This is a genomic window from Nonomuraea sp. 3N208 (genome assembly GCF_052245935.1).
In the GTDB taxonomy this organism is placed as follows: Bacteria; Actinomycetota; Actinomycetes; order Streptosporangiales; family Streptosporangiaceae; genus Nonomuraea.
Genome location: NZ_JBQQBR010000016.1, coordinates 194,307 through 218,245 on the forward strand (window position 1 = coordinate 194,307; position 23,939 = coordinate 218,245).

Sequence of the window (23,939 nt, forward strand, 5' to 3'; positions counted from 1 at the left end):
GTTGACGTGTCTGGAGGTGAAGATGAGTCAGCAAGATCCGTCGGGGTATCCGTACCAACCCTATGGCGCCCCCTACGGTGAGCAGCCTCCCCCGGGATACGGCTACGGATATGGCTATCCCCCGCCCCGGCGCGACGAAGGGCCCAGCGCCAACGCCATCGTCTCGCTCGTGCTCAACATTCTCGCCGTCGTCTCCTGCTGCAACATCTTCGGCGTGCCCGGCGCGATCCTCGCCGGGCTGGCGATCAGCCGTGCGCGCACTGAGCCCGAGCGCGCACGTACCATGGTGATTTGGAGCTGGGTCCTGCTCGGGCTCGGCTTCGCGCTGGGGGTCGTCCTCTTCCTCTTCCTCGGCCTCAGCGGAGCTCTCGACGATTGATTGCCCGATCGGGGACTGTTCCTGCCGTCGTGTGTGTTGGATAAGGGTCACCCGTAGGAAGGATGTCCGTGAACGACGGCCCGCTCATCGTCCAGTCGGACAAAACGCTGCTGCTCGAGGTCGACCACGACAAGGCCGGCGATTGCCGTAAGGCGATCGCCCCGTTCGCCGAGCTCGAGCGCGCTCCCGAGCATGTGCACACCTACCGCGTCACCCCGCTGGCCCTGTGGAACGCCCGCGCCGCCGGCCACGACGCCGAGCAGGTCATCGACGCGCTGATCAGCTACAGCCGCTACCCGGTGCCGCACGCGCTGCTCGTCGACGTCGCCGAGACCATGGCGCGCTACGGCCGGCTGCGGCTGGAGAAGGATACGGTCAACGGCCTGGTCCTGACCTCCAGCGACCGCGCCGTGCTGGAGGAGGTGCTGCGCTCCAAGAAGATCCAGCCGATGCTGGGCGAGCGGCTCGGCCCCGACTCCGTCATCGTGCACCCGAGCGACCGCGGCAACGTCAAGCAGGCTCTGCTCAAGCTGGGCTGGCCCGCGGAAGACCTGGCGGGCTACGTCGACGGCGAGCAGCACCCGATCAAGCTGGTGCAGGACGGCTGGGCGCTGCGGCACTACCAGCAGGAGGCCGCGGACGCCTTCTGGCACGGCGGCTCCGGCGTGGTCGTGCTGCCGTGTGGCGCCGGCAAGACCATCGTCGGCGCGGCCGCGATGGCCCACGCGCAGGCCACCACGCTGATCCTGGTGACCAACACCGTCTCGGCCCACCAATGGAAGACCGAGCTGCTCAAGCGCACCTCGCTGACCGAGGACGAGATCGGCGAATACTCCGGCTCGAAGAAGGAGATCCGCCCGGTCACCATCGCCACCTACCAGGTGATGACCACCAGGCGGAAGGGCGTGTACAGCCACCTGGAGCTGTTCGACGCACGTGACTGGGGCCTGGTCGTCTACGACGAGGTGCACCTGCTGCCCGCGCCGATCTTCCGGATGACCGCCGACCTGCAGGCCCGCAGGCGGGTCGGGCTGACCGCGACGCTGGTGCGCGAGGACGGGCGCGAAGGCGACGTCTTCTCGCTCATCGGTCCCAAGCGCTACGACGCGCCCTGGAAGGAGATGGAGAACCAGGGCTGGATCGCGCCCGCCGACTGCGTCGAGGTACGCGTGACACTGACGGATGAGGAGCGGCTGGCGTACGCGATGGCCGAGTCGGAGGAGCGCTACCGCTTCTGCGCCACCACGCCGTCCAAGACCCACGTGACCGAGGCACTGGTCCGGCGGCATCTGGGTGAGCAGGTGCTGGTCATCGGGCAATACATCGACCAGCTCGACGAGCTCGGCGAGCACCTCAACGCGCCGGTCATCAAGGGCGAGACCAGGGTCAAGGAGCGTGAGCGGCTCTACCAGGCCTTCCGCGACAAGGAGATCCAGGTGCTGGTGGTGTCGAAGGTGGCCAACTTCTCCATCGACCTGCCGGAGGCGGCCATCGCGATCCAGGTCTCGGGAACCTTCGGCTCACGGCAGGAGGAGGCCCAGCGGCTCGGGCGGGTGCTGCGGCCCAAGGCCGACGGCGGGGGTGCCCGGTTCTACACCGTGGTCAGCAGGGACACGGTGGACCAGGAGTTCGCGGCGCATCGGCAGCGGTTCCTGGCCGAGCAGGGGTACGCGTACTCGATTATCGACGCCGACGACGTGCTCGACGGCGTGTGACGAATGACCCGGCCGCTCACCGGAGCGGCCGAGCATTCAGCGTGGTGTCACGTCCACGAGACTCCGCGGGCCGTCAACAAGCGAACCACCCCCCTCACCTGCGTACTATCACGCCGCCTGCGACATACCCCCATGATCCGGCAAATCCACCTGATATGCCCGATTTTTTCGGTATTCGCGGGGTTGCTTCCATACGCGAGGGTTCTGTCACATTTCGTTACGTTGACGGAGGTCGCGCCTACCGGACCAGCATCCCGCCGAGGAACAGCACACCCTCCGCGACGATCCACGCGACCACGCCGGCGCCCATGATCTGCCCGAACGCCCGCTCGTCGCGCCTCGCCCACGGGAGCAGCCACGCGGCGGCCGTACAGCAGGCGGCGAGCGCGGCGAACAGGCCGGACACCGTGGAGACCGTGCCCAGGCGCTGGGAGCAGGTGGACGAGTCCTCGCCGCCCGCGCAGAACGCCTCCAGGCCCCAGCCCGCGAACACCGACAGGGCCCACAGCGCCGCGAGGAGGAAGCTCGCGATCGTGGGGATGATCGGGGAGAACCGGAGCTGTAGCCGCGCCACTTCCCATCCCTACCCATTCCACCCTCCCGACAATCGACGGGCAGCACCCCGGTCGACCTTCACCACCACGGGCCGGTAAATGCGTTGGAAGCCCGCGGCGCGCGCTATTAAACTGGTCGATTCGCTGCCTTAACCACCTCCGTCACCGACCCGGGAGGCACTTTCGCATGCCCGCACACCAGCTGGCCCCCGACATACCCGCCGACGTCCTGACCGCCGAGCAGGCCCACCTGGCCGAGTCCAGGGCCGCACTCGCCGCCATGCGGGCCCACGCCCAATCCCTGTCCGCGGATGCGGCCGGCGACTGGGTGTCGCAGCAGATCCTCCAGTCCCTCCTCGACCAGCGGGTCGCCGCCCTGGCAGACCACCCGGACACGCCGTTGTTCTTCGGCCGCCTCGACCGTGCGTCACCCGAGCGAAGGAGCTCGCGACGAGAGAGCGACGAAGGAGCCAACGAGGAGCGAAGCGGTCGCGACCATGAGCAGGCCGATCTGCCCGGCACGATCTACGTCGGCCGCCGCCACGTGCACGACGGCCACAGCCAGCCTCTGGTCATCGACTGGCGCGCGCCGGTGTCCCGCGCGTTCTACCAGGCCAGCCCCGCGGAGCCCATGGGCGTCGTACGCCGGCGCCGCTTCGGCTACCACGGCGGCACGCTCACCGCGTACGAGGACGAGCCGCTGGGCGAGGGCGTGGAGATCGGACCGTCGAAGATCCTCACCGAGGAGATCGAGCGCCCGCGCTCCGGCCCCATGCGCGACATCGTCGCCACGATCCAGCCCGACCAGGACGAGATCGTCCGTGCCACGCTGGCCCAGACGGTGTGCGTGCAGGGCGCCCCGGGCACCGGGAAGACCGCGGTGGGCCTGCACCGGGCGGCGTACCTACTGTTCACCCACCGTGAGCGGCTCGCCAGATCCGGCGTGATGATCGTCGGCCCCAACCGGGCGTTCCTGTCCTACATCTCCTCGGTGCTGCCCGCGCTCGGCGAGGTCAAGGTGGAGCAGACCACGGTGGCGGGCCTGCTCGGCGACCACGTGGCTCCGGAGGACCCGATGGTGGCCGCGGTCAAAGGCGACGCCAGGATGGCCGCGGTGCTCGAACGCGCACTCTGGCTGCACATCGTGAAGCCGGAGGAGGGCCTGGTGTTCAGCAAGGGCGCCTACCGCCACCGGGTGGCCGACTACGAGGTACGCGAGATCGTGGCCTCCCTGCGCGGCACCACCCGCTATCTCCCCGGCCGGGCGGCATTGGCGCAGCGACTGGCCCACATGATCCTGGTCCGCATGGAGCAGCGCGGCGAATCGCCCGACGACCGGGTACAGGACGCCGTGGCCAGATCGAAGCCGGTCAAACAACTCGTGGACGCGGTCTGGCCGAAATTGACGCCGGAGCAGGTCCTTTATCGTCTGCTCTCGGATCCGGAATTCCTAGCAAAAGCCTCTAAATCCGATTTGTCGCCTGACGAGCGAGAAATGCTTATCTGGCGGAAACCGTACCGGAGCTGGAAGTCCGCCAAATGGTCTGCCGCGGACGCCGCGCTCCTGGACGAGCTGCGCGACCTGATGGAACGCACGCCCTCGCTGGGCCACCTGGTGGTCGACGAGGCCCAGGACCTCTCCGAAATGCAGCTGAGGGCGCTCGGCCGCCGCTGCCGCACCGGCTCGGCCACCGTACTCGGCGACCTGGCCCAAGGCACGACGCCCTGGTCGACGAGCTCCTGGGAGTCCGTGCTCGAGCATCTGGGCCAGCGCGAGGGCGAGGTGACCGAGCTGACGCTCGGCTTCCGCGTGCCGAGGGAGGTCCTCGACTACGCGGCCCGCCTGCTCCCCTCGATCGCACCCGACCTGGCCGCCCCTCGGTCTCTGCGCCCCGGCCTGGGCTCGCTCTCCGTACGACTGGGCGGCTCGGTCGCCGAGGCCGCCGCGGAGGCCCTCGCCAAGGAGGGCTCGATCGGCGTCATCGCCCCCGACACGCTGGTCGGCGAGGTGTCCAGCGCCCTGGCAGCGCTCCCGCACGCCGTGCTCGACCCGGACTCCACCGAGGAACACCGCCTGCTGATCGTCCCCGCGACCCTCGCCAAAGGTCTGGAGTACGACCACGTGATCGTCGTCGAGCCCGCGGACATCGTCGCGGCGGAGCCGCGCGGGCTGGCCCGGCTGTACGTGGTCCTGACCCGCGCGGTGACCTCGCTCACGGTCCTGCACGACAAGGCGCTGCCGGCGCAGCTGGCGGCCTGACAGGCGGCGGGCACGGCCACTTCTAGGATGGCGGGCAGGAAGCTCTCTACCAAGGAGGATGCCGTGCCAGCACCGCTGCCACATGAACACCTGCCGTCGGTTCCCGCGCTCGTGGTCGAGAGCGACGACATCCAGGACGGCGAGCGGCTGAGCGACCTGCACGTCTTCAACGACTGGGGCATGCAGGGCCAGAACCTCTCGCCCCACCTCCGCTGGTCAGGCGCGCCCGCCGAGACCCGGGGCTACGCCGTCACCTGCTACGACCCCGACGCCCCCACGGGCAGCGGGTTCTGGCACTGGGTGCTGTTCGACCTGCCGGCCTCGGCGGCCGAGCTGCCCACGGGCGCGGGCACCGCCCCGGACTTCAAGGGGCTGCCCGCGGGCGCCGTCCATGCCCGCAACGACTACGGTGCCAAGGAGTACGGCGGGTCGGCCCCGCCGCCCGGCGCCCCGCACCGCTACGTCTTCACCGTCCACGCGCTGGGCGTGGACAAGCTGGGCGTGGACAGCGATGCGAGCCCGGCGGTGGTCGGCTTCAACATCACCGCCAACACCCTGGCCCGCGGCCACATCATCGCCCACTACGGGATCTGACGGAGCACCGGCGCGACGGCGCTCCGAGGCGGCGGCCGCCTCGAGCGCCGCCGCCGGATCCGCCGCGAGGCCGGCGTTCCCGAGGCCGGCGTTCGCGAGGGCCGGTGTTCGCGGAGGCGGCCATTGCCGGCAGCGCGGGTCAAGGCCGGAAGAGCGATGCCGAGAATACGTTTACTGCGAGAAAGTATCCGCCACTCCTTTGGTGAGTCGTGTGCGGCACCACATTTCCTCACTCCGAGTAACGGGTCAATTGTGCATCGTAATGCCTGAGGAAACGAAAAAGAGCGGCCCGGAAAACCCGGGCCACTCTTCGTCGCTGCGCGAAGAAAGGACCTAGAAGTCCATGTCGCCGCCGCCCGGCATGGCCGGAGCAGCGGGGGTCTTCTCGGGCTTCTCGGCGATGACTGCCTCGGTGGTGAGGAAGAGCGCCGCGATGGATGCGGCGTTCTGCAGCGCCGAGCGCGTCACCTTGGCCGGGTCGATAATGCCCGCCTCGAACATGTTGACGTACTCGCCCGAAGCGGCGTTCAGGCCCTCACCCGGGGTGAGGTTGCGAACGCGCTCGACCACGACGCCGCCCTCGAGGCCGGCGTTGACCGCGATCTGCTTCAGGGGCTCCTCGAGCGCCTTCTTCACGATCGCGGCGCCCGTGGCCTCGTCGCCGTTGAGCTCGAGCTTGTCGAACGCCTTGGCGCCGGCCTGCAGCAGCGCCACGCCGCCACCGGGGACGATGCCCTCCTCGACGGCCGCCTTGGCGTTGCGGACGGCGTCCTCGATGCGGTGCTTGCGCTCCTTGAGCTCGACCTCAGTGGCCGCGCCGGCCTTGATGACGGCCACGCCGCCGGCCAGCTTGGCGAGGCGCTCCTGGAGCTTCTCACGGTCGTAGTCGGAGTCGGTGCGCTCGATCTCGGCGCGGATCTCATTGACCCGGCCGGAGATCTGCTCGGCGTCACCGGCACCGTCGACGATCGTGGTCTCGTCCTTGGTCACGACGATCTTGCGAGCCCGGCCGAGCAGGTCGAGGGTGGCGTTCTCGAGCTTGAGACCGACCTCCTCGGCGATGACCTGGCCACCGGTCAGGATCGCGATGTCGGCGAGCATGGCCTTGCGGCGGTCGCCGAAGCCCGGGGCCTTGACGGCCACGGAGCGGAACAGGCCGCGGATCTTGTTGACGACCAGGGTGGCCAGGGCCTCGCCCTCGACGTCCTCAGCGATGATCAGCAGCGGCTTGCCGGACTGCACGACCTTGTCGAGCAGCGGCAGCAGGTCCTTGTTGGCGGAGACCTTGCTGTTGACGATCAGGATGTACGGGTCCTCGAGCACGGCCTCCATGCGGTCCGAGTCGGTGACGAAGTACATCGACGTCATGCCCTTGTCGAAGCGCATGCCCTCGGTGAGCTCAAGCTCCAGGCCGAAGGTGTTGCTCTCCTCGACGGTGATGACGCCTTCCTTGCCGACCTTGTCCATCGCCTCGGCGATGAGTGCCCCGATCTCGGGGTCGGCGGCGGAAATGGAGGCGGTGGAAGCGATCTGCTCCTTGGTCTCCACGTCCTTGGCCAGCTTGGAGAGCTCCTCGCTGACGCGCTCGACGGCGGCCTCGATGCCCTTCTTCAGAGCCATCGGGTTGGCGCCGGCGGCCACGTTACGCAGGCCCTCGCGGACCAGCGCCTGGGCGAGCACGGTGGCCGTGGTGGTGCCGTCACCGGCGACGTCGTCCGTCTTCTTGGCGACTTCCTTGACCAGCTCGGCGCCGATCTTCTCCCACGGGTCCTCGAGCTCGATCTCCTTGGCGATGGAGACACCGTCGTTAGTAATCGTGGGGGCGCCCCACTTCTTCTCCAGCACGACGTTGCGCCCCTTGGGGCCCAGGGTCACCTTGACGGCGTCGGCGAGCTGGTTCATACCGCGCTCGAGACCGCGCCGGGCGTCCTCGTCAAACGCGATCATCTTGGCTGCCATAAGGCTAGACCTCCCAGATACAGGGTGGCTTGTCCTGGACCGAGCCGACGCCCGCGACGGCATGAGCCTGCATCTCCTTCGGCAGACCCCATCGTCTCGATCCGAGTTGCTGGCACTCTGATGCACAGAGTGCCAACGAACTGTTTAGCACTCTACCCTGCCGAGTGCAAGCGAACGTCTACCATCCTGCGGTTCCCGCCCTGGTCAGTCCGTCTGTACGGCGAGCCGCTCACCGTGCGGCTCGCCGTAGATCGACGAAAGGAAGGTGGCCGGCTCGCCCGGACTGCGTTGCCGTGCGATGCCACCGGGTGCATACCAGTGATGTAAATCAGACCGCCCGGACAGACTCCGCCTGCGGCCCCTTCTGGCCCTGCGTGATCTCGAACTCGACGCGCTGCCCCTGTTCGAGAGCTCGGTACCCGTCCATCAGGATCGCTGAGTAATGGACGAATACATCCTTACCACCGTCTACCGCGATGAAGCCGTAGCCCTTGTCCGCGTTGAACCACTTGACGGTGCCCTGCGCCACTTCCGACTCCTCTTACTGGGCTTACAGATCTCGCCCATTCCACCGCGAGACCGTAATCGCATGACTTAACTGAAAATCAGCCAGACGATCGCCTCGACCATACCTGTGGCAAGGGGTTTGGCAACAGAGTCAATCCGCAAACAACGCATTTCCTCGCAGAGAGGCTGGTTCAACGTTGAATTAGTCAGGAAAAGGAGAAGGCGCCCACTAGGGGCGCCTTCCAATGATGTGATCTATCGCACTCAGCCGCCGGCGACTGCCGGGATGATGGAGATCTGAGTGCCCTCAGGGGCAGGAGTGTCGAGGCCCTCGGCAAAACGGACGTCCTCTTCCCCAACGTAAACGTTGACGAAACGTCGAATCTTGCCCGATTCATCCAGAATTCTCGCGCCGATCCCCGGGTAGTCGGAGTCGAGCTTGGCGAGCACGTCACGAAGCGTCGCACCCTCGCCACTGACTTCCGCGTTCCCCCCGGTGTACGTGCGCAGGATCGTGGGAATCCGCACAGAAACGCTCATGGTTATCTTGCCTTTCCTGGTTGTCAGACAGCCGCGCGGAACGCGTCGAGAGAGGGCCGGATCACGGCGGTGGGCTGGGCGTCGTCGCCGGTGATGGCGTCGAGCGTCTTGAGCCCGTCACCGGTGTTGAGCACCACGGTCTCGGCCTCGGGATCGAGCCGCCCGCTCTCGGCGAGCTTCTTGAGCACGCCCACGGTAACCCCGCCCGCGGTCTCGGCGAAAATGCCCTCCGTCGAGGCCAGGAGCTTGATGGCGGCCACGATCTCGGGATCCGTGACGTCCTCGACGGCCCCTCCGGTGCGGCGGGCGATGTCGAGCACGTACGGGCCGTCTGCGGGGTTGCCGATGGCCAGCGACTTCGCGATGGTGTCCGGCTTGACCGGCTGGACGACGTCGTGCCCGGCCTTGTACGCGGTGGAGACCGGCGAGCACCCGGCCGCCTGCGCCCCGAAGACCTTGTAAGGCGTGTCCTCGACCAGCCCCAGCGCCACCAGCTCCTTGAAGCCCTTGTCGATCTTCGTGAGCTGCGAGCCGGAGGCGATGGGAATGACGATCTGCTCGGGCAGTCGCCAGCCGAGCTGCTCGGCGATCTCGTACGCGAGCGTCTTGGAGCCCTCGGCGTAGTAGGGCCGCAGGTTGACGTTGACGAACCCCCACTTGTCGCCGAGCGGGTCGCCGATCAGCTCCGAGCAGAACCTGTTGACCTCGTCATAGGTCCCGTCGATCCCGATCAGCTTCCCGCCGAACACCCGGGCCATGGCGATCTTGGCGGCTTCAAGGTTGGCCGGGATGAACACGCACGCGTCGAGCCCGGCCCGCGCCGCGGCGGCCGTGACCGCGCCCGCGAGATTGCCCGTGGAGGAGCAGGAAAGCGTGTGAAAACCGAAGTTGCGTGCCGCCTCGACGGCAATGGCCACCACCCGGTCCTTGAAGGAGTGAGTGGGGTTGCCGGAGTCGTCCTTCACGTACAGGGATTTGAGGCCGAGCGCCTGCCCGAGGTTGCCCGCCTTGACCAGCTTGGTCCAGCCGGGGTTCATGTTGGGCTTGGTGGCGACGTCGACCGGCACGGGCAACAGCGAGCGGTAGCGCCAGATGTTGGCGGGACCGGATTCGATGTCCGCGCGGGTCACGGTGCCGAAGTCGTAGGCCGCTTCGAGCGGCCCGAAACACTCCAGACACGCGAAGCTGGGACCCAGTGGGTAGCGTGCGCCGCACTCGCGGCAGGACAGACCGACAGCAGGACCAAAGTCGAGCGACATGAAGCGAGGCCTTCCCTCATCTTCGCCCGCGGCCACCTTGACCACGAACCGGAATTGGCACCTTGTCCCGGTCGGCCTCGCCAGGTCGCGAGTCTCAAGCCGGGAGGGTTGCCGGGGCTTCGCAGGGCCGGTCCCTCCACCCCTCTGGATGAGCAATATGCAGTTGTTGAAAAGGACTCTACCCGCTTAAGTAGCCGTAATTACCACCTGTCTCAGTATCTGAGACGAGCGGTCTCAGCGATAGTCCTCACCGAGCACTCCCTGCACGTATTTCCTGGCCTGGTGAATGCGCGATTTCGCGGTGCCCAGGGGGATGCCGAGCTGCTCGGCCACCTCGTTGTAGTCGAGCTGGACGATGTCGCGCAACACCAGCGCCTGCGCCAGGTCGGGCTTGTCGGCCTCCAGCGCCTCCATCGCGTCGAGCAGGTCGAGCCGGGACCCGGCGATCACGCTCACCCGGCGGACGTCGGGCTTCTGCATGGGCAATTCGTCCGACGTCTGCTCCGCCGCTCGCCGCTTGAGCGACCGGTACGTGGTCCGCGCGCAGTTGGCGGTCACGATGTGGAGCCAGGTGCTGAACCTGGCCCGCCCCTCGAAGCGGCCGATGTTGCGGGCCACGGCCAGCAGAGTGTCCTGGGAGGCTTCCTCAGCATCCTGGTGATAGGGCAGGATCCGCGCACAGTGCCGCATCACATCCGGTTCGATCCTGGCCAATAGCTCGCCAAGCGCGCGATGATCTCCGGCTGCGGCGGATCGGGCGAGTTCCTCGGTTAGCTCATCAAGCGCCATAGCTGGGATCCTATGATCGAAGGGAGCCATGATGAACAGCGTCCTGGTGGCCTCCAACAGAGGGCCTGTCTCCTTCACCGTCTCCGACGACGGCGAACTGACCATGAAACGCGGCGGGGGCGGGCTGGTGTCCGGGCTGTCCGGAGTGGCCAAGGAGGACGGCGTCCTGTGGGTTTGCGCGGCGCTGTCCGACGACGACCGCAGTGCCGTGCGCCTGTCTCCGGGCGGCCGGATCGACCAGGCCGGCTACGACACCGGTCCGCTGCGGATGCTGGACATCCCGCCGGCCACCTTCCACCGGGCGTACAACGCTGTGGCCAACTCCACGTTGTGGTTCGTCAACCACCTGCTCTACGACATCCCCAACGCGCCCAACTTCGGCACGAGGTTCGCGCGCGAGTGGGAGTCCTACCGTGATTACAACGGCGCGTTCGCGCTGGCCCTGGCCGAGGAGGCCGGGCACGGCGCGCGGGTGATGGTGCAGGACTACCACCTGACGCTGACCCCGGCGATGCTCCGGGCCGAGCGACCCGACCTGCGCATCGCCCACTTCAGCCACACCCCATGGGCGCCGCCGGAATACTTCTCCCTGCTGCCCGACGAGGTGGTCGGCGAGGTCCTGGAGGGCATCCTGGGCGCCGATCACGCCGGGTTCCTGACAGGCAGGTGGGCGGGCGCGTTCATGGACTGCTGCGAAGCGCTGCTCGGCGCCGAGGTCGACCGGGTGGCCCACAGCGTCACGCACGAGGGCAGGACGACCAGGGTCGGCGTGCACAGCCTCGGCGTGGACGGCGCGGCGTTGTGGGATCGGGCCTGCGAGCCCGATGTCGAGTCCTACATGACCGCGATCAGGGATCAGGTCGGCGACCGCAAGCTGATCGTCCGCATCGACCGCACCGAGTTGTCGAAGAACATCGTGCGCGGCCTGGTCGCCTACGGCGAGTTCCTGGCCGCGCATCCCGAATGGCACGGGCGGGTAGTGCACCTGGCCTTCGCCTACCCGAGCCGGCACGACCTGCCTGAATACCGCGAATACACCGCCTCGGTGCAACGCTGCGCCCAGGAGATCGAGAACCAGTTCGCCACTGAGGACTGGGACCCGCTGATACTCAACGTCAACGACGACTACCCGCGATCGCTGGCCGCGTACCGGATGGCCGACGTGCTGCTGGTCAACCCCATCCGCGACGGGATGAACCTGGTCGCCAAGGAGGGCCCGGTCCTGTCGGACAACTGCGCGCTGGTGCTCTCGCGCGAGGCGGGGGCGGCGGCCGAGCTCGGGCCCTACGCGATCACGGTGAACCCCTACGACATCAGCGGCACGGCCGCCGCCCTCCACGAGGCGCTCGTCATGCCCGAGGACGAGCGCAGGTGGCGCCGCGACAAGCTATGCGCGGCCGCCACCGCCCTGCCGCCCCAGAAGTGGTTGGCCGCCCAGCTCGACGCCCTGGAGTGAGCTCTACTTCCAATCCGCGTACTTGAGCGCGTCCGCCAGGCCCGGCGTGTTCCACTGGTCCACGACGAGGATCTTGCTCTTCGGCAGATACCACTCGCGCTGCGTGAAGCGGGCGTACACCTTGGTGCTCGAGTAGCTGACGCACTTGGCCTGCCAGGCGTTGTAGGCCGCCTTGTGGCCCTCGCCGACCTGGCGCAGCCCCCTGGCCACCTTGGGGCCGATCAGCTCGCCATATTTCTGGTTGAACGGGCAGGGCTGCACGTCGCTGGCCGTGTAGAAGGGGTTCTTCCCGGTGTAGGGGCCCCAGCCCTCCGCGCCTATCTTGATGTACTTGGGGCCGAGGAGGTAGAAGGCGTCGCACTCGGGCGTGCTCCAGCCCTGGGGCTTGCCGCACTTGCCGGTGACCACCTGGACCACGTCGGCGCCGAAGCGGTACACCTTCCACTGGATCGGTATGTAGAGGGTCAGGCCGTTGCGGAATTTCAGCGGCTGGGCGGGCGCGGCGGCGTTCGCGGGCAGGGCGGCGGTCAGGACGGTGGCCGCGGCGACGACCGCGACGGCGAGGTGGCGCTTGGACATGCGCCTGACCCTAGGGGCCGCGACTTGCAGTTCACTCATGAACGACTGAACGCGGACGCGAGCTCCTCCAGCAGCGCCACCACCCCTTCGGGGCCGTCCACCACGATGTCGGCGCGCTCGGCCAGCTCGGCCACCTCCGCCGACCCGCTGCACACGGTCACCCCGGGCAGCCCGGATACGCGTACGGCCTCGAATGCGGCCAGATCCCCCAGATCGTCGCCGGCGAAGAGGACGGACCTGGCCGCCCGCTCGGCCAGGAACAGGCTGAGCGCGTGCCCCTTGTCCATGCCCGGCGGCCGGAGCTCCAGCACCATGCGGCCGGGCTCGACCACCAGCCCGTGCTTGTCGGCCAGCCGCGCCAGCGGCTCGCGCAGGGCGTCCAGCGCGCCTTCCGAGTCGGGGCTGCGCCTGGTGTGCACCGCCACGGCCCGGCCCTTGTCCTCGATCGTCACGCCCTCCAGCTCGAGCTCCTCGAGCAACAGCTGCAGCTCCGCCTCGGCCCGTGGCACGCCCGGTGGGGGCGGCGGTGCGGAGATCCGGCCGTTCTCCCAGCGCTCGAAGCCGTAGTGTCCGAGTATGACCAGCCCGGGCACCTCGGCCAGCCCCGGCCCCAGCTCCAGTGCGGTGGCCGGGGGGCGGCCCGTCACGATGGCGACGGCCAGGACGTGCGCGCCCAGCTCGGCGAGGACCGCGGGCGCCTTCGGGTGGATCACGGCGGCGGCGGGATCGGCAACGATGGGCGACAGCGTCCCGTCGAAGTCCAGCCCGATCACGGCGCCCGCCGGATCCTTCAAGATCGCTTCCATTCCAGGGATGTTCCTCACGCGGCTGCCGTACCCAGCCGGTCAGGGGCGCATGCCAAGCCTTCTTGCCGCGCGGTCGCGCTGGCGGGTCGAGCGCAACCTGCGCAGCCGCTTGACCAGCATGGGATCCTGCTCGAGCGCCTCCGGCCTGTCGATCAATTCGCCGAGCAGCTGGTAGTACCGCGTGGCGGAGAACCCGAAGGTCTCCTTGATGGCCTGCTCCTTCGCACCCGCGTGGCGCCACCATTGGCGCTCGAAGGCGAGGAGCTCGAGATCGCGTTCTGTCAGGGGATGGTGGGACGGTTCCTGGGCAGCATTGTCACCGCTGAGCGGTGCTCCCATGGTGTCCTCCTCGAAAGGGGCGTGCGACGATCTCGTCACACGCACGCGGCCCGAGCCAATCGTAATGTGCGGAGTGCGGCTGTTCACGGCGGATTGAGAGACGTACAGTCACCAAATGTGACCTCAGTAATCACCCTCCTCACCGACTATGGGCTCGAAGACGGCTATGTGGCGGCATGTCATGGCGTGATTGCCGGGATCGCCCCGCAGGCGCGGGTGATCGACGTGTGTCACCTGATTCCTTCCGGGGATGTGCGGCGCGGCGCGGCGGTTCTCGCCCAGACCATCCCGTATCTGCCGGCCGGCATTCACATCGGCGCGGTCGATCCCGGCACGGGTGGCGCCAGGCGCGCGGTGGCGGTCGATGCCGGCGACCGGGTGTTCATCGGCCCGGACAACGGGCTGCTGTCGTGGGCCGTGCACGCCAGCGGTGGTGCGCGGGCCGCGTACGAGCTCAGCAACGAGGAGCACTTCCTGCGGCCGGTCTCGCCGACCTTCCACGGGCGTGATGTGTTCGCGCCGGTCGCGGGGCGGCTGTGCCGAGCTCCGTCGGGCTCCGGCGGGCTGCGGCTCGCGGATCTGGGGCCCGAGGTGCCGGTCGACCGGCTGGTGACGCTGCCCGAGCCGACGTCGCTGCTGCGCGAGGGGGCGGTGGAGGGCGAGGTGGTCTCGGTCGACCGCTACGGCAACACCCAGCTCTCGATCGCGGCCGGGGATCTGCAGGCGCTAGGGGTCCGGGTGGGCGACACGCTCGGGGTGTGGCTGGGGCGGCGGCAGTTGTCGCTGCCGTTCCGGGAGACGTACGCGGCGGTGCCGCCGGGCGAGTTGGTGGCGTTCGCGGACTCGGCCGGGTTGATCGCGATCGCCATCAATTCAGGCGATGCGGCGCAGCGGCTGGGGCTCCCACCGGGGGCGCATGTCCGACTTTCGCCCACTCGATAGGACGAAAGCGACAGATAGGAATTACTCCTCGTATCGGTCTGTTTACCGAAGCGTCGCATGCGATGGGCAGTCGCGTGCCAGAATGCACATCGGCGTCCCCTCCTTCCCGCTCGAGGTTGACGTGTACGACCTGCCCGATGTGCCGCCCTCCCCCATGTCCCTTCTCCCACCCATGCCGCCCCGCCCGCCCGCGCCCCGCCTCAGCGACGCCGCACGGGCACTGACCCGATGAACAGGATCATCGTCCCCGTTCTGCTCGCCGCGCTCGTGGTCGGGGTCGCCGCGCCGAGCGCCTCTGACGACATGGGCGAGGCCGCGCGCGCCGGTCAATGGCAACTGGACGCGCTGCGCCTGCCCGAGGCATGGCGGGCGAGCAAGGGCGCCGGCGTGCTGGTCGCCGTGCTCGACACCGGCGTCAACGGCCGCCACCCAGATCTGGAGGGCGCCGTGGTCCAGGGGCCCGACCTGACCGGCGCGGGCCGCAGCACGGGACTCTGGGGCCGGCACGGGACCGCCATGGCCAGCCTGATCGCCGGGCGCGGGCACGGCGACCGGCACGGCGTCATCGGCGTGGCGCCCGCGGCCAAGGTGTTGTCCATCAGGGTCACGCTGGAGAACGGCGACCCGCTGCGCCGCAAACAATCCTCCGGCGGGCGCCACGCGCTGGCCAAGGGCATCCGCTACGCGGCCGACCACGGCGCCGAAGTCATCAGCATGTCCCTGGGCGGCGGGAGCGGCGCGTGGGAGGGATCGGCCGACGAGGAGGAGGCCGTCAGGTACGCGATCGGCAAGGGCGCAGTGCTGGTCGCCTCGTCGGGCAACGACGGCGAGACGGCCAACAGGAAGAACTTCCCCGCCGCCTATCCCGGGGTGATCGCCGTGGGTGCGGTGGACCGGCGGCTCAAGGTGACGGGCTTCTCCAACCGGCAGGACTACTTGTCCGTGGTCGCGCCCGGCACGCAGATCGTCACGGCCGACGGCGGCGACTCGTACGTGGTCGGCGACGGCACCAGCTCGGCGGCGGCCATGGTGGCGGGGATCGCGGCCCTGATCAAATCCGCCTATCCCGATATGTCGCCCTACCACGTGCGCACGGCCATCGAACTCGGCGTCCTGAAGCGGCCGACGGCCGGCTACAGCCGCACCTACGGGCACGGGGTGGCCAACGCGCTGTTTGCCCTACGCGCTGCCGAACAGCTGTCCACGCCCGCGCGCCCGCCTGCCCCCTCCATCGCGGCCGCCCCCGGCCCACCGTCCAGGGCGGCGGTGGTGGCGGGCATGCTGGCGCTGGTGGCGGCGATGGCGGTCTGGGTGCTGGCGACACATCGGGGGCACGGAAGGGATGTAACCTAGCAAGCGCTTGTGTGATACTCCGGCTATGACGCATGCGATCGAGGGCTGGTTCGCCGTCGACGCCGACGGGGTCTTCCTGCTGGGCACCCGGTGCACGGCCTGCGGCACCGTCTGCTTCCCGCCCTCCCCCCACGGGTTCTGCCCCAATCCGCGCTGCGAGGGCGAGGAGATGGAGGTGACCAGGCTGCCGCGGCGCGGGCGCGTCTGGTCGTACACGAACGCCTGCTATCCGCCGCCGGCGCCGTTCGTGGCGGCGGAGCCGTACGAGCCGGTCACGCTGGCCGCGGTGGAGCTGGACGGGGCGGGCATCGTGGTGCTCGGACAGGTCGCCGGCCTCACAGTGGATCAGCTCGAGGTCGGAATGGAGCTGGAGCTCACCAGCGGGCCGCTGGCCGACGGGCCGCTGGTGTGGATGTGGAGGCGGGTGTCGTGACCGAGCGGAGCGAGGGAACCAATAGACACGGCAGTGTGGTGGTGCTGGGCACGGGCATGCACCCGTGGGGCAAGTGGGGGCGCTCCTTCCTGGAGTACGGCGTCGCCGCCGCCCGCGCCGCGCTGCGCGACGCCGGGATCGCGTGGACGGACGTGGAGTACGTGGTCGGGGCGGACACGATCAGGAACGGCTACCCGGGCTTCGTCGCCGGCGCCTCCTACGCCCAGGCACTCGGCTGGACGGGGGCGCGGATCGCCTCCTGCTACGCGGCCTGCGCGTCGGGAGCCCAGGCCCTGGACATCGCCCGTACCCGGATCTTGGCCGGCCTCTGCGACGTCGCCCTGGTGGTGGGGGCCGACTCGACCCCCAAGGGCTTCTTCAAGCCGGTCGGCGGCGATCGCCCCGACGACCCGGACTGGCTGAGATTCCGCCTCCTGGGCGCCACGAACCCCGCCTATTTCGGCCTCTACGCGCGCAGACGCATGGCCTTGTACGGCTCCACGCCCGATGACTTCGCCGCCGTCAAGGTCAAGAACGCCCGCGCCGGATCGCTCAACCCCATGGCCCGCTACCGCAAGCCCGTCACCGCCGAGGAGGTGCTCGCCTCCCCCATGGTGGCCGACCCGCTGCACCTCATGGACATCTGCGCCACCTCGGACGGGGGCGCGGCGGTGGTGCTGGCCTCGGAGTCGTACGCCCGCCGCCGCGGTGTCCGGGACCTCGTCTTCCTGTCCGCGGTCTCCACCGTCACGCCCACCTTCCCCAACACGGTCCTGGAGCTGCCGAACTTCGCCACCGACTCCTGCGCGGCCGTACCGGCGCCTGAGAGGCCGTTCCGGGCGGCGATCGCGTACGCGGCGTACGAGGAGGCGGGGGTGGGTCCGGAGGACCTTTCGCTGGCCGAGGTCTACGACCTGTCGACGGCGCTGGAGCTCGACTGGATGGAGGACCTCGGGCTGTGTCCGCCTGGGGAGGCGGACAAGCTGCTCCGCGAGGGCGACACTGCGCTGGGGGGCCGCATCCCGGTCAACCCGTCGGGCGGCCTGGCCTCCTTCGGCGAGGCGATCCCCGCCCAGGCCATCGCCCAGCTCTGCGAGCTGACGACCCAGCTACGGGGGCGCGCGGGCCCCCGCCAGGTCCCGGCCCCCCGCACCGCCCTGGCCGCCAACCAGGGTCTCTTCGGCCACGGCTCCGCCCTCATCACCACCCGCTGACGGGGTGGTCACGGCACACGGCACCATCCACGCCCATGCAGGGCGAAGGGCGGGAAAGGCGAAGGCCCTCCGAAGGTGCAGCTTCGAAGGGCCTTCGTACGACGGAGCGGTCAGCCGATGTGAACCACGTCGTGCGTCTCGGCGAAGTGGCAGGCGCTTTCGTGCCCGGTCCCCGGCCGGATCTGCAACAACGGCTCCTCCTCCGCGCAGATCTCCTGCGCCTTCCAGCACCGCGTCCGGAACCGGCACCCCGACGGCGGGTTGGCCGGCGACGGCGGGTCGCCCTGGAGGATGATCCGCTCACGCTGCTCCCGCCCCTCGGGGTCGGGAACGGGCACGGCCGACAGCAACGCCTGCGTGTACGGATGCGCCGGCTTGTCGTAGATCTCGGCGTCCTTGCCGAGCTCCACGAATTTGCCCAGGTACATCACCCCGACCCGGTCGGAGATGTGCCGGACCACCGACAGGTCGTGCGCGATGAAGATGTACGCCAGATCGAACTCGTTCTGCAGCCGCTCCAGCAGGTTGATCACCTGCGCCTGGATCGACACGTCCAGCGCGGACACCGGCTCGTCGCAGACGATGATCTCAGGCTGGAGCGCCAGCCCTCGGGCGATCCCGATACGCTGCCGCTGACCACCGGAGAACTGGTGCGGATACCGGTTGATGTGATCGGGATTGAGCCCGACCACCTCCAGCAGCTCCTGCACCTTCTTGCGGCGATCGCCCTTCGGCGCCACCTCGGTGTGGATCTCGTACGGCTCCCCGATGATGTCGCCCACGGTCATCCGCGGGTTCAGCGAGGTGTACGGGTCCTGCATGACCATTTGGATGTTGCGGCGCATGCGCTTGAGCTCGCCGCCCTTGGCCCGCCCGATGTCCCTGCCGTTGACCAGCACCGAGCCCGAGGTCGGCCGCTCCAGCGCCATCAGCACCTTGGCCAGGGTGGACTTGCCGCAACCCGACTCGCCCACGATGCCCAGCGTCTCGCCCTTGTGCAGGTCGAACGACACCCCGTCGACGGCCTTGATGGCGCCGATCTGCCGCTTGAAGAGGATGCCCTGGGTCAGCGGGAAGTGCTTGACCAGGTCGCGCACCTCGAGGATGCGGTCACCGTTCGCCATCGAGGACCTCCCTCCAGTAGTGGCAGGCGCTGCCGCGCGTGCCGCTGATCTGATAGAGCGGGGGGCTGTCGGTCACGCAGTTGTCCTGCCGGTAAGGGCACCGGGGGTGGAACGCGCAGCCGGTAGGCAGTTCGAGCAGGTTGGGCGGCAGCCCCTTGATGGCGTACAGGTCCTGGCCCTTGAGGTCGACCCGGGGGATCGACTCCAGCAGCCCCTTCGTGTACGGATGCGCGGGAGAGCGGTAGATGTCGTGGACGGGGGCGTTCTCCACGATGCGCCCTGCGTACATGACGGAGATCTTGTCGGCCACGTCCGCGACGACGCCCAGGTCGTGCGTGATCAGGATGAGGCCCATCTGGCTCTCGCGCTGCAGCTCGGCCAGCAGCTCCATGATCTGCGCCTGGACCGTCACGTCGAGCGCCGTGGTCGGCTCGTCGGCGATGAGCACCTCGGGGTCCAGCGCGATCGACATCGCGATCATGATGCGCTGCCGCATGCCGCCGGAGAACTGGTGCGGGTAGTCGTTGACGCGCTGCCTGGCGGCAGGGATGCGGACCCGGTCCATCAGCTCGATGGCCCGCCTCATGGAGTCGCTCTTGGACATGCCACGGTGCACCCGGAACATCTCGCTGATCTGCCAGCCCACGGTGAACACCGGGTTGAGCGCCGAGAGCGCGTCCTGGAAGATCATCGCGATGCGCTGGCCGCGCACCTGCGTACGGGCCTCCTCCGACAGCTTCAGCAGGTTGGTGCCCCTGAAGCGGATCTCCCCCATGGGGATGTACGCGGGCGGCATGTCCAAGATGCCCATGATCGCCTGAGCGGTCACGGACTTGCCGGAGCCCGACTCGCCCAGCACCGCCAGCGTCTCGCCGGGGTTCACGGAGTAGCTCACGCCGTTAACGGCCCGCACGATGCCGGCACGGGTGCGGAACTCCACGTGCAGGTTGTCGACGGCGAGCAGCGGCTGGTCGCCGTACCCTCCCTCGGTCGGCAACACATCCGGTGACGTTCCTTTCACTGATCCCCCCTTCTACCTGAGCTTCGGGTCGAGCGCGTCGCGCACGGCGTCGCCCAGCATGATGAACGCGAGCACGGTGATGCTCAGGAAGACGGCCGGGAAGATCAGCGGCAGCGGCGCCTCGAGGAACCTGCGCTGCGCGTCCGCGATCATCAGACCCCAGGAGATCTCCGGCGGCTGCACGCCCACGCCCAGGTAGGACAGCGCGGCCTCGGCCGCGATGAACCCGCCGAGGTTGATCGTCGCGACGACGATCACCGGAGCGAGCGCGTTGGGCAGCAGGTGCCTGAACATGATCCGCACGGGACCCGCGCCGAGCGCCCTGGCCGCGATCACGAAATCTTGGGACTTGGCGGTGATGACCGCCGCTCTCATGATCCGGAACGTCATCGGCCAGCCCAGAAGGGTCAGCGCGAAGACCACCAGCCAGATGCCCAGCCCGCTGTCGCGGAAGGTCGAGCCGATGAGCAGCGCGCCCAGGATGCTGGGGATGGCGAAGAAGATCTCGGTGATGCGCGAGGCCACGCTGTCGGTGGCGCCGCCGAAGAACCCGGCGATCAGTCCCAGCAGGCCGCCGATGATGGCCGCGAAGACCGAGGTGCTGATGCCGATCTTGAGCGAGTTGGCCGCGCCGTAGATGGTGCGGGCGTACAGGTCGCAGCCCAGGTTGTCGCGGCCGAACGGATGTCCGGCGCTGGGCAGCTGCCTGGCGGTGGCCAGCTCGCAGGTCCTGGCGTTGAACGGGTCGACCGAGCTGAACAGCGACGGCACGATCGCCATCACCACCAGCACGGCGATGATGCACAGCGAAGCGATGAAGATGGGCCGGCGCCGCAGGTCGTACCAGGCGTCCGTCCACAGGCTGGCCGGCTTGGACGCCTTGGTCTTCTCCTGCGGATTCCTGATGAGACTTTCCTCTGGGGCGATTACGGGCCCGCCCGGCCGACTGTCACTCATAGCGGATCCTCGGGTCGAGCACTGCGTACATCACGTCCACGGCGAGGTTGGCCAAGATGTAGATCAGCACCAGGATGGTCACGATGCCGACGACCACCGGTTGCTCTCGGAGATACACCGAATTGAAGAGCTGGAGGCCGATGCCCGGCAGGTTGAAGATTCTCTCGGTGATGACCGCCCCGCCCATGAGGTTGCCGAGGTCCGCGCCCAAGAACGTGATGAGCGGGATCAGCGCGTTGCGCAGGGCGTGCCTGCCGACGACCCGCCGCCGTGGCAGCCCCTTGGCGGTGGCCGTTCTGATGAAGTCGGCCCGCAGTGTCTCCGCCAGACTGGTTCTGGTGAGACGGGTGAGATAGGCGATCGACACGCCGGCGAGCACGAAGCCGGGCAGCAGGTAGCTGCGCAGGCCGTTGGAGATGCCCGCGATCGGGAAGATGTCGAGTCCCGTCCATTGCTTCAGCTTCACGCCGAGGATGAACTGCAGGATGAAGCCGGACACCAGGGTCGGCACCGAGATCAGCAGCAGCGTCGAAGCGAGGATCATGGTGTCGATGGCCGTGCCGCGGCGCAGCGCCGCCCACAATCCCAGGCCGACGCCGATGAGCGCCTCGATCATCAACGCGGTGATGGCCAAGTTGATCGTGACCTGGAACTTGCCGGCCATGATCTGGGACACGGGCACGTCGGCGAAGGTGACGCCGAAGTCGGCCCGGAAAAGCACTCCGCTGATGTAGTGCCAGTATTGGAGCAACAGCGGATCATTGAGGTGGTACTGCTCGCGAAGGATCGCGACGATGTTGGGGTCCGCCCGCTTCTCGCCCGCCAGCGCCGCGATGGGATCACCAGGCAGCGCGAAGACGATGGAGAAGATCAGCAGGGTGGCACCCAACAACACGGGGATCGACTGGAGCAGACGTCGGATGATGTAACGGCCCATTTAAGCCTCCCGTACATGCGAAGAAGGCCACCCCTCGACCTTATTGGTTCCGGCCGAAGAGCCGCCTCCTCGCTAACCCCTGCTGGGGCGGGCGCGGCGCCCGCGCCCGCCCCAGGGAACGACCGTCAGACCTTCTCGACGTCGGCCCACTCAACCTGGTTGAGCAGGTTGATCTTGACGTTCTTGACCTTCGTGGAGTAGCCGGAGTTGTTCCGGTAGAAGTACACGGGGATGTACGGCAGTTCCTCGTTCAGGATGTCGTCGGCCTGCTGGTAGAACTTCAGGCCCTCTTCGACCGTAGCGGCCTGGTCACCCTGGGAGATCAGGTCGTCGAACTTCTTGTTGGAGTACCCGCCGTAGTTCGAGCCGGTCGCGCGGGCGCCGCTGCTGAAGATCGGCGACAGGTAGTTCTCCGCCGACGGGTAGTCGATGGCCCAGCCCATGCGGAACAGGCCCTTGTACGTCTTGGCGTCCAGCTCGTCCAGGATGCTGGCGAACTTCTCGAACGGCTTGGCCTGGGCGTCGATCCCCAGGTTGGCGCGCAGGTTGTTCGCGACGGCCTCGATCCACTCCTTGTGCGGACCGTCGGCGTTGTAGCCGATCTCGAGCTTCGCGGGGCCGCCGGCTTCCTCGTACAGCTTCTTGGCCTCGGCCGGGTTGTACGTGCAGGCCTTGCAGGCGCCCTGGCGGTAGCCGGCGATGGCCGGGTTGATGAAGTCGTCGGCCGGCGCGCGGGTGCCGGAGAAGACCGTCTCGGCGATGGTCTTCCTGTCGATGGCCATCGAGATGGCCTTGCGAACGTCGACCTTGTTCAGCTCGGGGTTGTAGGCGAGCGGAACGCCGATGTAGCCGACGCCGGCGTCCGGCTGGTCCTGGTACCGCTCGCCGAGGGTGGACTTGGCGGTGGAGATGGCCGCCGGGCCCAGCGAGTCGTGGATGTCAAGGTTGTCGGCCTGAAGGTCGTTGAACGCGACGTCCGAGTCGGTGTAGAGCTTGAACTGGAGCTTGGTCCAGTTCTTCGGCTTCCTACCCGGGTACTTGTCGTAGACCGTCATATCGATGGTCTGGTCAGTGCCCTTCTTGTAGGGCTTGTCCATCTTGAACAGACCCTGGCCTATGGGCTGCTCACCATACGCCTGCGTCACCTTGCCGTCGGGGCCGAAGGCGGCCTTGGGCAGCGGGTAGAAGGCGGTGTAGCCGAGCATGACCTTGAACTGCGAGAACGGCGACGTGAGGGTGACCTTCAGCGTCGTGTCGTCGACGGCCTCGAGGCCCTTCATGGTCTTGGTGGTGACCGTCTTGCCCTCGCCGGGGTTCAGATCGGCGAAGCCGTCGACGCGGCCGAAGAAGTAGCCGGCGCTCTGCGCGTTCTCCTGGTTGGCCGCGTAGTTCCACGCGTCCACGTAGTTCTGGGCGATGAGGGGCTCGCCATTGTGCCAGGTGAATCCGGACTTCAGCTTGATCGTCCAGACCTTCTGGTCATCGCTCGTGATCGACTCGGCTGCGGCCTCGACGGCGTTCTTGTTCTCGTCGTAGGCGACAAGCGGCTCGAACAGCGCGGCAAGGGTCTCGGAGCCCTCGGTCTCAGTGGTGTTCGACGGCACAAGAAGCTCCTGGGGTTCCCCGAGCTCCATGCGGACCGGCGTTTCTGCGGAGCCGCCACCCGCGGCAGTGCCGCCGTTGTCCGAGGCACCGCCGCCACACGCGGCAACCGCGAGGGCGAGCAGCGCGGTACCGGCGACGATCTGTGCGCCCTTAGTAACACGCATAGTGAAAGAAATTCCTCCCTCTACAGTGGGCGTACAGCACTGAGCTGCGGTGGTGTGCGCAGCCTGACGGGAGAGTCCTGGTATCTCCCCCGGGTTTGGCTGACATGGTCAAGCCAGCTGAACGCCCTGCCAGTCGATCGCGACTATCCCTTACTACTTGCCACCAGCGAGTCTCTGGCGCGTTGCAGTTCGGTCACACGTGCGCCTATCCAACGTCACAGACATTCGGCGCGATCGGCTCTAAAGCGTACAAGCTTCAGCAATCGGTCAAGTCTGGACATGAACAGTCGATGAAAATTACCCCCTACACGGCAGTGCTCGCGCCTTGCCACCACACCGTGCCCCCGCTGGGCTACGGTTGAGCAGGTCTTGACGACGCCTTGGAACCCAGCGTCCCAAAGCTCCGTCCAACTGACTGTCGCCGTCCCGTGCGACAGGCACCCCACCGACCGG

At 68.1% G+C, this 23,939-nt stretch carries 23 protein-coding genes and 1 riboswitch; of the genes, 9 read left to right on the top strand and 14 right to left on the bottom strand.

The features are described from left to right. Nucleotides 1-22 precede the first annotated feature (22 nt). Together ACTWPT_RS25200 and ACTWPT_RS25205 are read left to right on the top strand one after the other, a co-directional pair. Nucleotides 23-379: a hypothetical protein gene (locus tag ACTWPT_RS25200; protein ID WP_443179907.1), complete on the top strand. Its 357-nt coding sequence runs from the start codon at nucleotides 23-25 to the stop codon at nucleotides 377-379. Between the two features lie 62 nt (nucleotides 380-441). Continuing rightward, nucleotides 442-2,094, top strand: a complete 1,653-nt coding sequence (locus ACTWPT_RS25205; RefSeq protein WP_443179908.1) for a DNA repair helicase XPB — start codon at nucleotides 442-444, stop codon at nucleotides 2,092-2,094. 238 nt (nucleotides 2,095-2,332) lie between these two features. On the opposite strand, the gene ACTWPT_RS25210 is transcribed toward ACTWPT_RS25205, so the two are convergent. Further along, nucleotides 2,333-2,668: a hypothetical protein gene (locus ACTWPT_RS25210; RefSeq protein ID WP_443179909.1), complete on the bottom strand. Its 336-nt coding sequence runs from the start codon at nucleotides 2,666-2,668 to the stop codon at nucleotides 2,333-2,335. Between the two features lie 167 nt (nucleotides 2,669-2,835). Between ACTWPT_RS25210 and ACTWPT_RS25215 the strand changes: the two genes are divergently transcribed. Beyond that, complete coding sequence (locus tag ACTWPT_RS25215) at nucleotides 2,836-4,908, top strand: HelD family protein (RefSeq protein WP_443179910.1); 2,073 nt, start codon at nucleotides 2,836-2,838, stop codon at nucleotides 4,906-4,908. A 27-nt stretch (nucleotides 4,909-4,935) separates the two neighbouring features. After that, entirely contained in the window at nucleotides 4,936-5,502 is a 567-nt protein-coding gene (locus tag ACTWPT_RS25220; protein WP_443179911.1) for a YbhB/YbcL family Raf kinase inhibitor-like protein, read from the top strand. Between the two features lie 333 nt (nucleotides 5,503-5,835). On the opposite strand, the gene groL is transcribed toward ACTWPT_RS25220, so the two are convergent. The 5 genes from groL to ACTWPT_RS25245 form a co-directional block, all read right to left on the bottom strand. Further along, nucleotides 5,836-7,461, bottom strand: a complete 1,626-nt coding sequence (gene groL / locus ACTWPT_RS25225) for a chaperonin GroEL (protein WP_443179912.1) — start codon at nucleotides 7,459-7,461, stop codon at nucleotides 5,836-5,838. A gap of 328 nt (nucleotides 7,462-7,789) precedes the next feature. Beyond that, entirely contained in the window at nucleotides 7,790-7,990 is a 201-nt protein-coding gene (locus tag ACTWPT_RS25230; protein ID WP_127936975.1) for a cold-shock protein, read from the bottom strand. Between the two features lie 242 nt (nucleotides 7,991-8,232). After that, nucleotides 8,233-8,508: a MoaD/ThiS family protein gene (locus ACTWPT_RS25235; protein WP_043633550.1), complete on the bottom strand. Its 276-nt coding sequence runs from the start codon at nucleotides 8,506-8,508 to the stop codon at nucleotides 8,233-8,235. A 23-nt stretch (nucleotides 8,509-8,531) separates the two neighbouring features. Further along, the gene (gene thrC, locus ACTWPT_RS25240) at nucleotides 8,532-9,767 is read right to left on the bottom strand and encodes a threonine synthase (RefSeq protein WP_443179913.1); all 1,236 of its coding nucleotides are present in this window, start codon (nucleotides 9,765-9,767) and stop codon (nucleotides 8,532-8,534) included. 13 nt (nucleotides 9,768-9,780) lie between these two features. Beyond that, a riboswitch (SAM riboswitch) is annotated at nucleotides 9,781-9,922 on the bottom strand. 79 nt (nucleotides 9,923-10,001) lie between these two features. Continuing rightward, nucleotides 10,002-10,556, bottom strand: a complete 555-nt coding sequence (locus tag ACTWPT_RS25245) for an RNA polymerase sigma factor (protein ID WP_188197597.1) — start codon at nucleotides 10,554-10,556, stop codon at nucleotides 10,002-10,004. Between the two features lie 31 nt (nucleotides 10,557-10,587). Between ACTWPT_RS25245 and ACTWPT_RS25250 the strand changes: the two genes are divergently transcribed. After that, nucleotides 10,588-12,012 (top strand): alpha,alpha-trehalose-phosphate synthase (UDP-forming), encoded by a 1,425-nt coding sequence (locus ACTWPT_RS25250; protein WP_443179943.1) that lies wholly within the window; start codon nucleotides 10,588-10,590, stop codon nucleotides 12,010-12,012. 3 nt (nucleotides 12,013-12,015) lie between these two features. Here ACTWPT_RS25250 and ACTWPT_RS25255 read toward each other — a convergent pair whose 3' ends face one another. From ACTWPT_RS25255 to ACTWPT_RS25265, 3 genes are read right to left on the bottom strand one after another with little or no spacing between them, the layout of a single operon-like run. Further along, a complete protein-coding gene (locus ACTWPT_RS25255) occupies nucleotides 12,016-12,591 on the bottom strand; it encodes a hypothetical protein (protein ID WP_443179914.1) in 576 nt (191 codons plus the stop codon). A 35-nt stretch (nucleotides 12,592-12,626) separates the two neighbouring features. Next, on the bottom strand, nucleotides 12,627-13,397 hold the full coding sequence (otsB, locus tag ACTWPT_RS25260; RefSeq protein ID WP_443179915.1) for a trehalose-phosphatase: 771 nt from the start codon (nucleotides 13,395-13,397) through the stop codon (nucleotides 12,627-12,629). A gap of 39 nt (nucleotides 13,398-13,436) precedes the next feature. Further along, nucleotides 13,437-13,736, bottom strand: coding sequence for a DUF3263 domain-containing protein (locus tag ACTWPT_RS25265; RefSeq protein WP_443179916.1), 300 nt, complete (start codon nucleotides 13,734-13,736; stop codon nucleotides 13,437-13,439). Between the two features lie 117 nt (nucleotides 13,737-13,853). Here ACTWPT_RS25265 and ACTWPT_RS25270 point away from each other — a divergent pair, with 117 nt between their 5' ends. The 4 genes from ACTWPT_RS25270 (at nucleotide 13,854) to ACTWPT_RS25285 (ending at nucleotide 17,678) form a co-directional block, all read left to right on the top strand. Further along, nucleotides 13,854-14,678 (top strand): SAM hydrolase/SAM-dependent halogenase family protein, encoded by an 825-nt coding sequence (locus ACTWPT_RS25270; RefSeq protein ID WP_443179917.1) that lies wholly within the window; start codon nucleotides 13,854-13,856, stop codon nucleotides 14,676-14,678. A 228-nt stretch (nucleotides 14,679-14,906) separates the two neighbouring features. Next, entirely contained in the window at nucleotides 14,907-16,031 is a 1,125-nt protein-coding gene (locus ACTWPT_RS25275) for a S8 family serine peptidase (protein WP_443179918.1), read from the top strand. Nucleotides 16,032-16,056: 25 nt separating this feature from the next. Then, nucleotides 16,057-16,464, top strand: a complete 408-nt coding sequence (locus ACTWPT_RS25280; protein WP_443179919.1) for a Zn-ribbon domain-containing OB-fold protein — start codon at nucleotides 16,057-16,059, stop codon at nucleotides 16,462-16,464. Next, nucleotides 16,461-17,678 (top strand): lipid-transfer protein, encoded by a 1,218-nt coding sequence (locus ACTWPT_RS25285; protein WP_443179920.1) that lies wholly within the window; start codon nucleotides 16,461-16,463, stop codon nucleotides 17,676-17,678. Before ACTWPT_RS25280 ends, ACTWPT_RS25285 begins: the two co-directional genes overlap by 4 nt. Nucleotides 17,679-17,788: 110 nt before the next feature. Here the strand turns inward: ACTWPT_RS25285 and ACTWPT_RS25290 are convergent, their stop codons facing one another. The 5 genes from ACTWPT_RS25290 to ACTWPT_RS25310 form a co-directional block, all read right to left on the bottom strand. Beyond that, nucleotides 17,789-18,802 (bottom strand): ABC transporter ATP-binding protein, encoded by a 1,014-nt coding sequence (locus ACTWPT_RS25290; protein WP_443179921.1) that lies wholly within the window; start codon nucleotides 18,800-18,802, stop codon nucleotides 17,789-17,791. Beyond that, entirely contained in the window at nucleotides 18,789-19,823 is a 1,035-nt protein-coding gene (locus ACTWPT_RS25295; RefSeq protein ID WP_443179922.1) for an ABC transporter ATP-binding protein, read from the bottom strand. The genes ACTWPT_RS25290 and ACTWPT_RS25295 overlap by 14 nt, the downstream gene beginning before the upstream one ends. A 12-nt stretch (nucleotides 19,824-19,835) precedes the next feature. Next, nucleotides 19,836-20,780, bottom strand: coding sequence for an ABC transporter permease (locus ACTWPT_RS25300; protein ID WP_443179923.1), 945 nt, complete (start codon nucleotides 20,778-20,780; stop codon nucleotides 19,836-19,838). Beyond that, entirely contained in the window at nucleotides 20,773-21,717 is a 945-nt protein-coding gene (locus ACTWPT_RS25305; protein ID WP_443179924.1) for an ABC transporter permease, read from the bottom strand. The genes ACTWPT_RS25300 and ACTWPT_RS25305 overlap by 8 nt, the downstream gene beginning before the upstream one ends. Before the next feature lie 125 nt (nucleotides 21,718-21,842). Further along, entirely contained in the window at nucleotides 21,843-23,486 is a 1,644-nt protein-coding gene (locus ACTWPT_RS25310; protein WP_443179925.1) for a peptide ABC transporter substrate-binding protein, read from the bottom strand. Nucleotides 23,487-23,939 lie beyond the last annotated feature (453 nt).

Coding starts and splice junctions, on each gene's coding strand:
- groL (WP_443179912.1), bottom strand. CDS start 7,461: ATGGCAGCCAAGATGATCGCGTTTGACGAGGACGCCCGGCGCGGTCTC.
- ACTWPT_RS25310 (WP_443179925.1), bottom strand. CDS start 23,486: ATGCGTGTTACTAAGGGCGCACAGATCGTCGCCGGTACCGCGCTGCTC.
- ACTWPT_RS25275 (WP_443179918.1), top strand. CDS start 14,907: ATGAACAGGATCATCGTCCCCGTTCTGCTCGCCGCGCTCGTGGTCGGG.
- ACTWPT_RS25255 (WP_443179914.1), bottom strand. CDS start 12,591: ATGTCCAAGCGCCACCTCGCCGTCGCGGTCGTCGCCGCGGCCACCGTC.
- ACTWPT_RS25245 (WP_188197597.1), bottom strand. CDS start 10,556: ATGGCGCTTGATGAGCTAACCGAGGAACTCGCCCGATCCGCCGCAGCC.
- ACTWPT_RS25200 (WP_443179907.1), top strand. CDS start 23: ATGAGTCAGCAAGATCCGTCGGGGTATCCGTACCAACCCTATGGCGCC.
- ACTWPT_RS25300 (WP_443179923.1), bottom strand. CDS start 20,780: ATGAGTGACAGTCGGCCGGGCGGGCCCGTAATCGCCCCAGAGGAAAGT.
- ACTWPT_RS25235 (WP_043633550.1), bottom strand. CDS start 8,508: ATGAGCGTTTCTGTGCGGATTCCCACGATCCTGCGCACGTACACCGGG.
- otsB (WP_443179915.1), bottom strand. CDS start 13,397: ATGGAAGCGATCTTGAAGGATCCGGCGGGCGCCGTGATCGGGCTGGAC.
- ACTWPT_RS25205 (WP_443179908.1), top strand. CDS start 442: ATGTCCGTGAACGACGGCCCGCTCATCGTCCAGTCGGACAAAACGCTG.
- ACTWPT_RS25305 (WP_443179924.1), bottom strand. CDS start 21,717: ATGGGCCGTTACATCATCCGACGTCTGCTCCAGTCGATCCCCGTGTTG.
- ACTWPT_RS25220 (WP_443179911.1), top strand. CDS start 4,936: ATGGCGGGCAGGAAGCTCTCTACCAAGGAGGATGCCGTGCCAGCACCG.
- ACTWPT_RS25265 (WP_443179916.1), bottom strand. CDS start 13,736: ATGGGAGCACCGCTCAGCGGTGACAATGCTGCCCAGGAACCGTCCCAC.
- ACTWPT_RS25250 (WP_443179943.1), top strand. CDS start 10,588: ATGAACAGCGTCCTGGTGGCCTCCAACAGAGGGCCTGTCTCCTTCACC.
- ACTWPT_RS25290 (WP_443179921.1), bottom strand. CDS start 18,802: ATGGCGAACGGTGACCGCATCCTCGAGGTGCGCGACCTGGTCAAGCAC.
- thrC (WP_443179913.1), bottom strand. CDS start 9,767: ATGTCGCTCGACTTTGGTCCTGCTGTCGGTCTGTCCTGCCGCGAGTGC.
- ACTWPT_RS25280 (WP_443179919.1), top strand. CDS start 16,057: ATGACGCATGCGATCGAGGGCTGGTTCGCCGTCGACGCCGACGGGGTC.
- ACTWPT_RS25215 (WP_443179910.1), top strand. CDS start 2,836: ATGCCCGCACACCAGCTGGCCCCCGACATACCCGCCGACGTCCTGACC.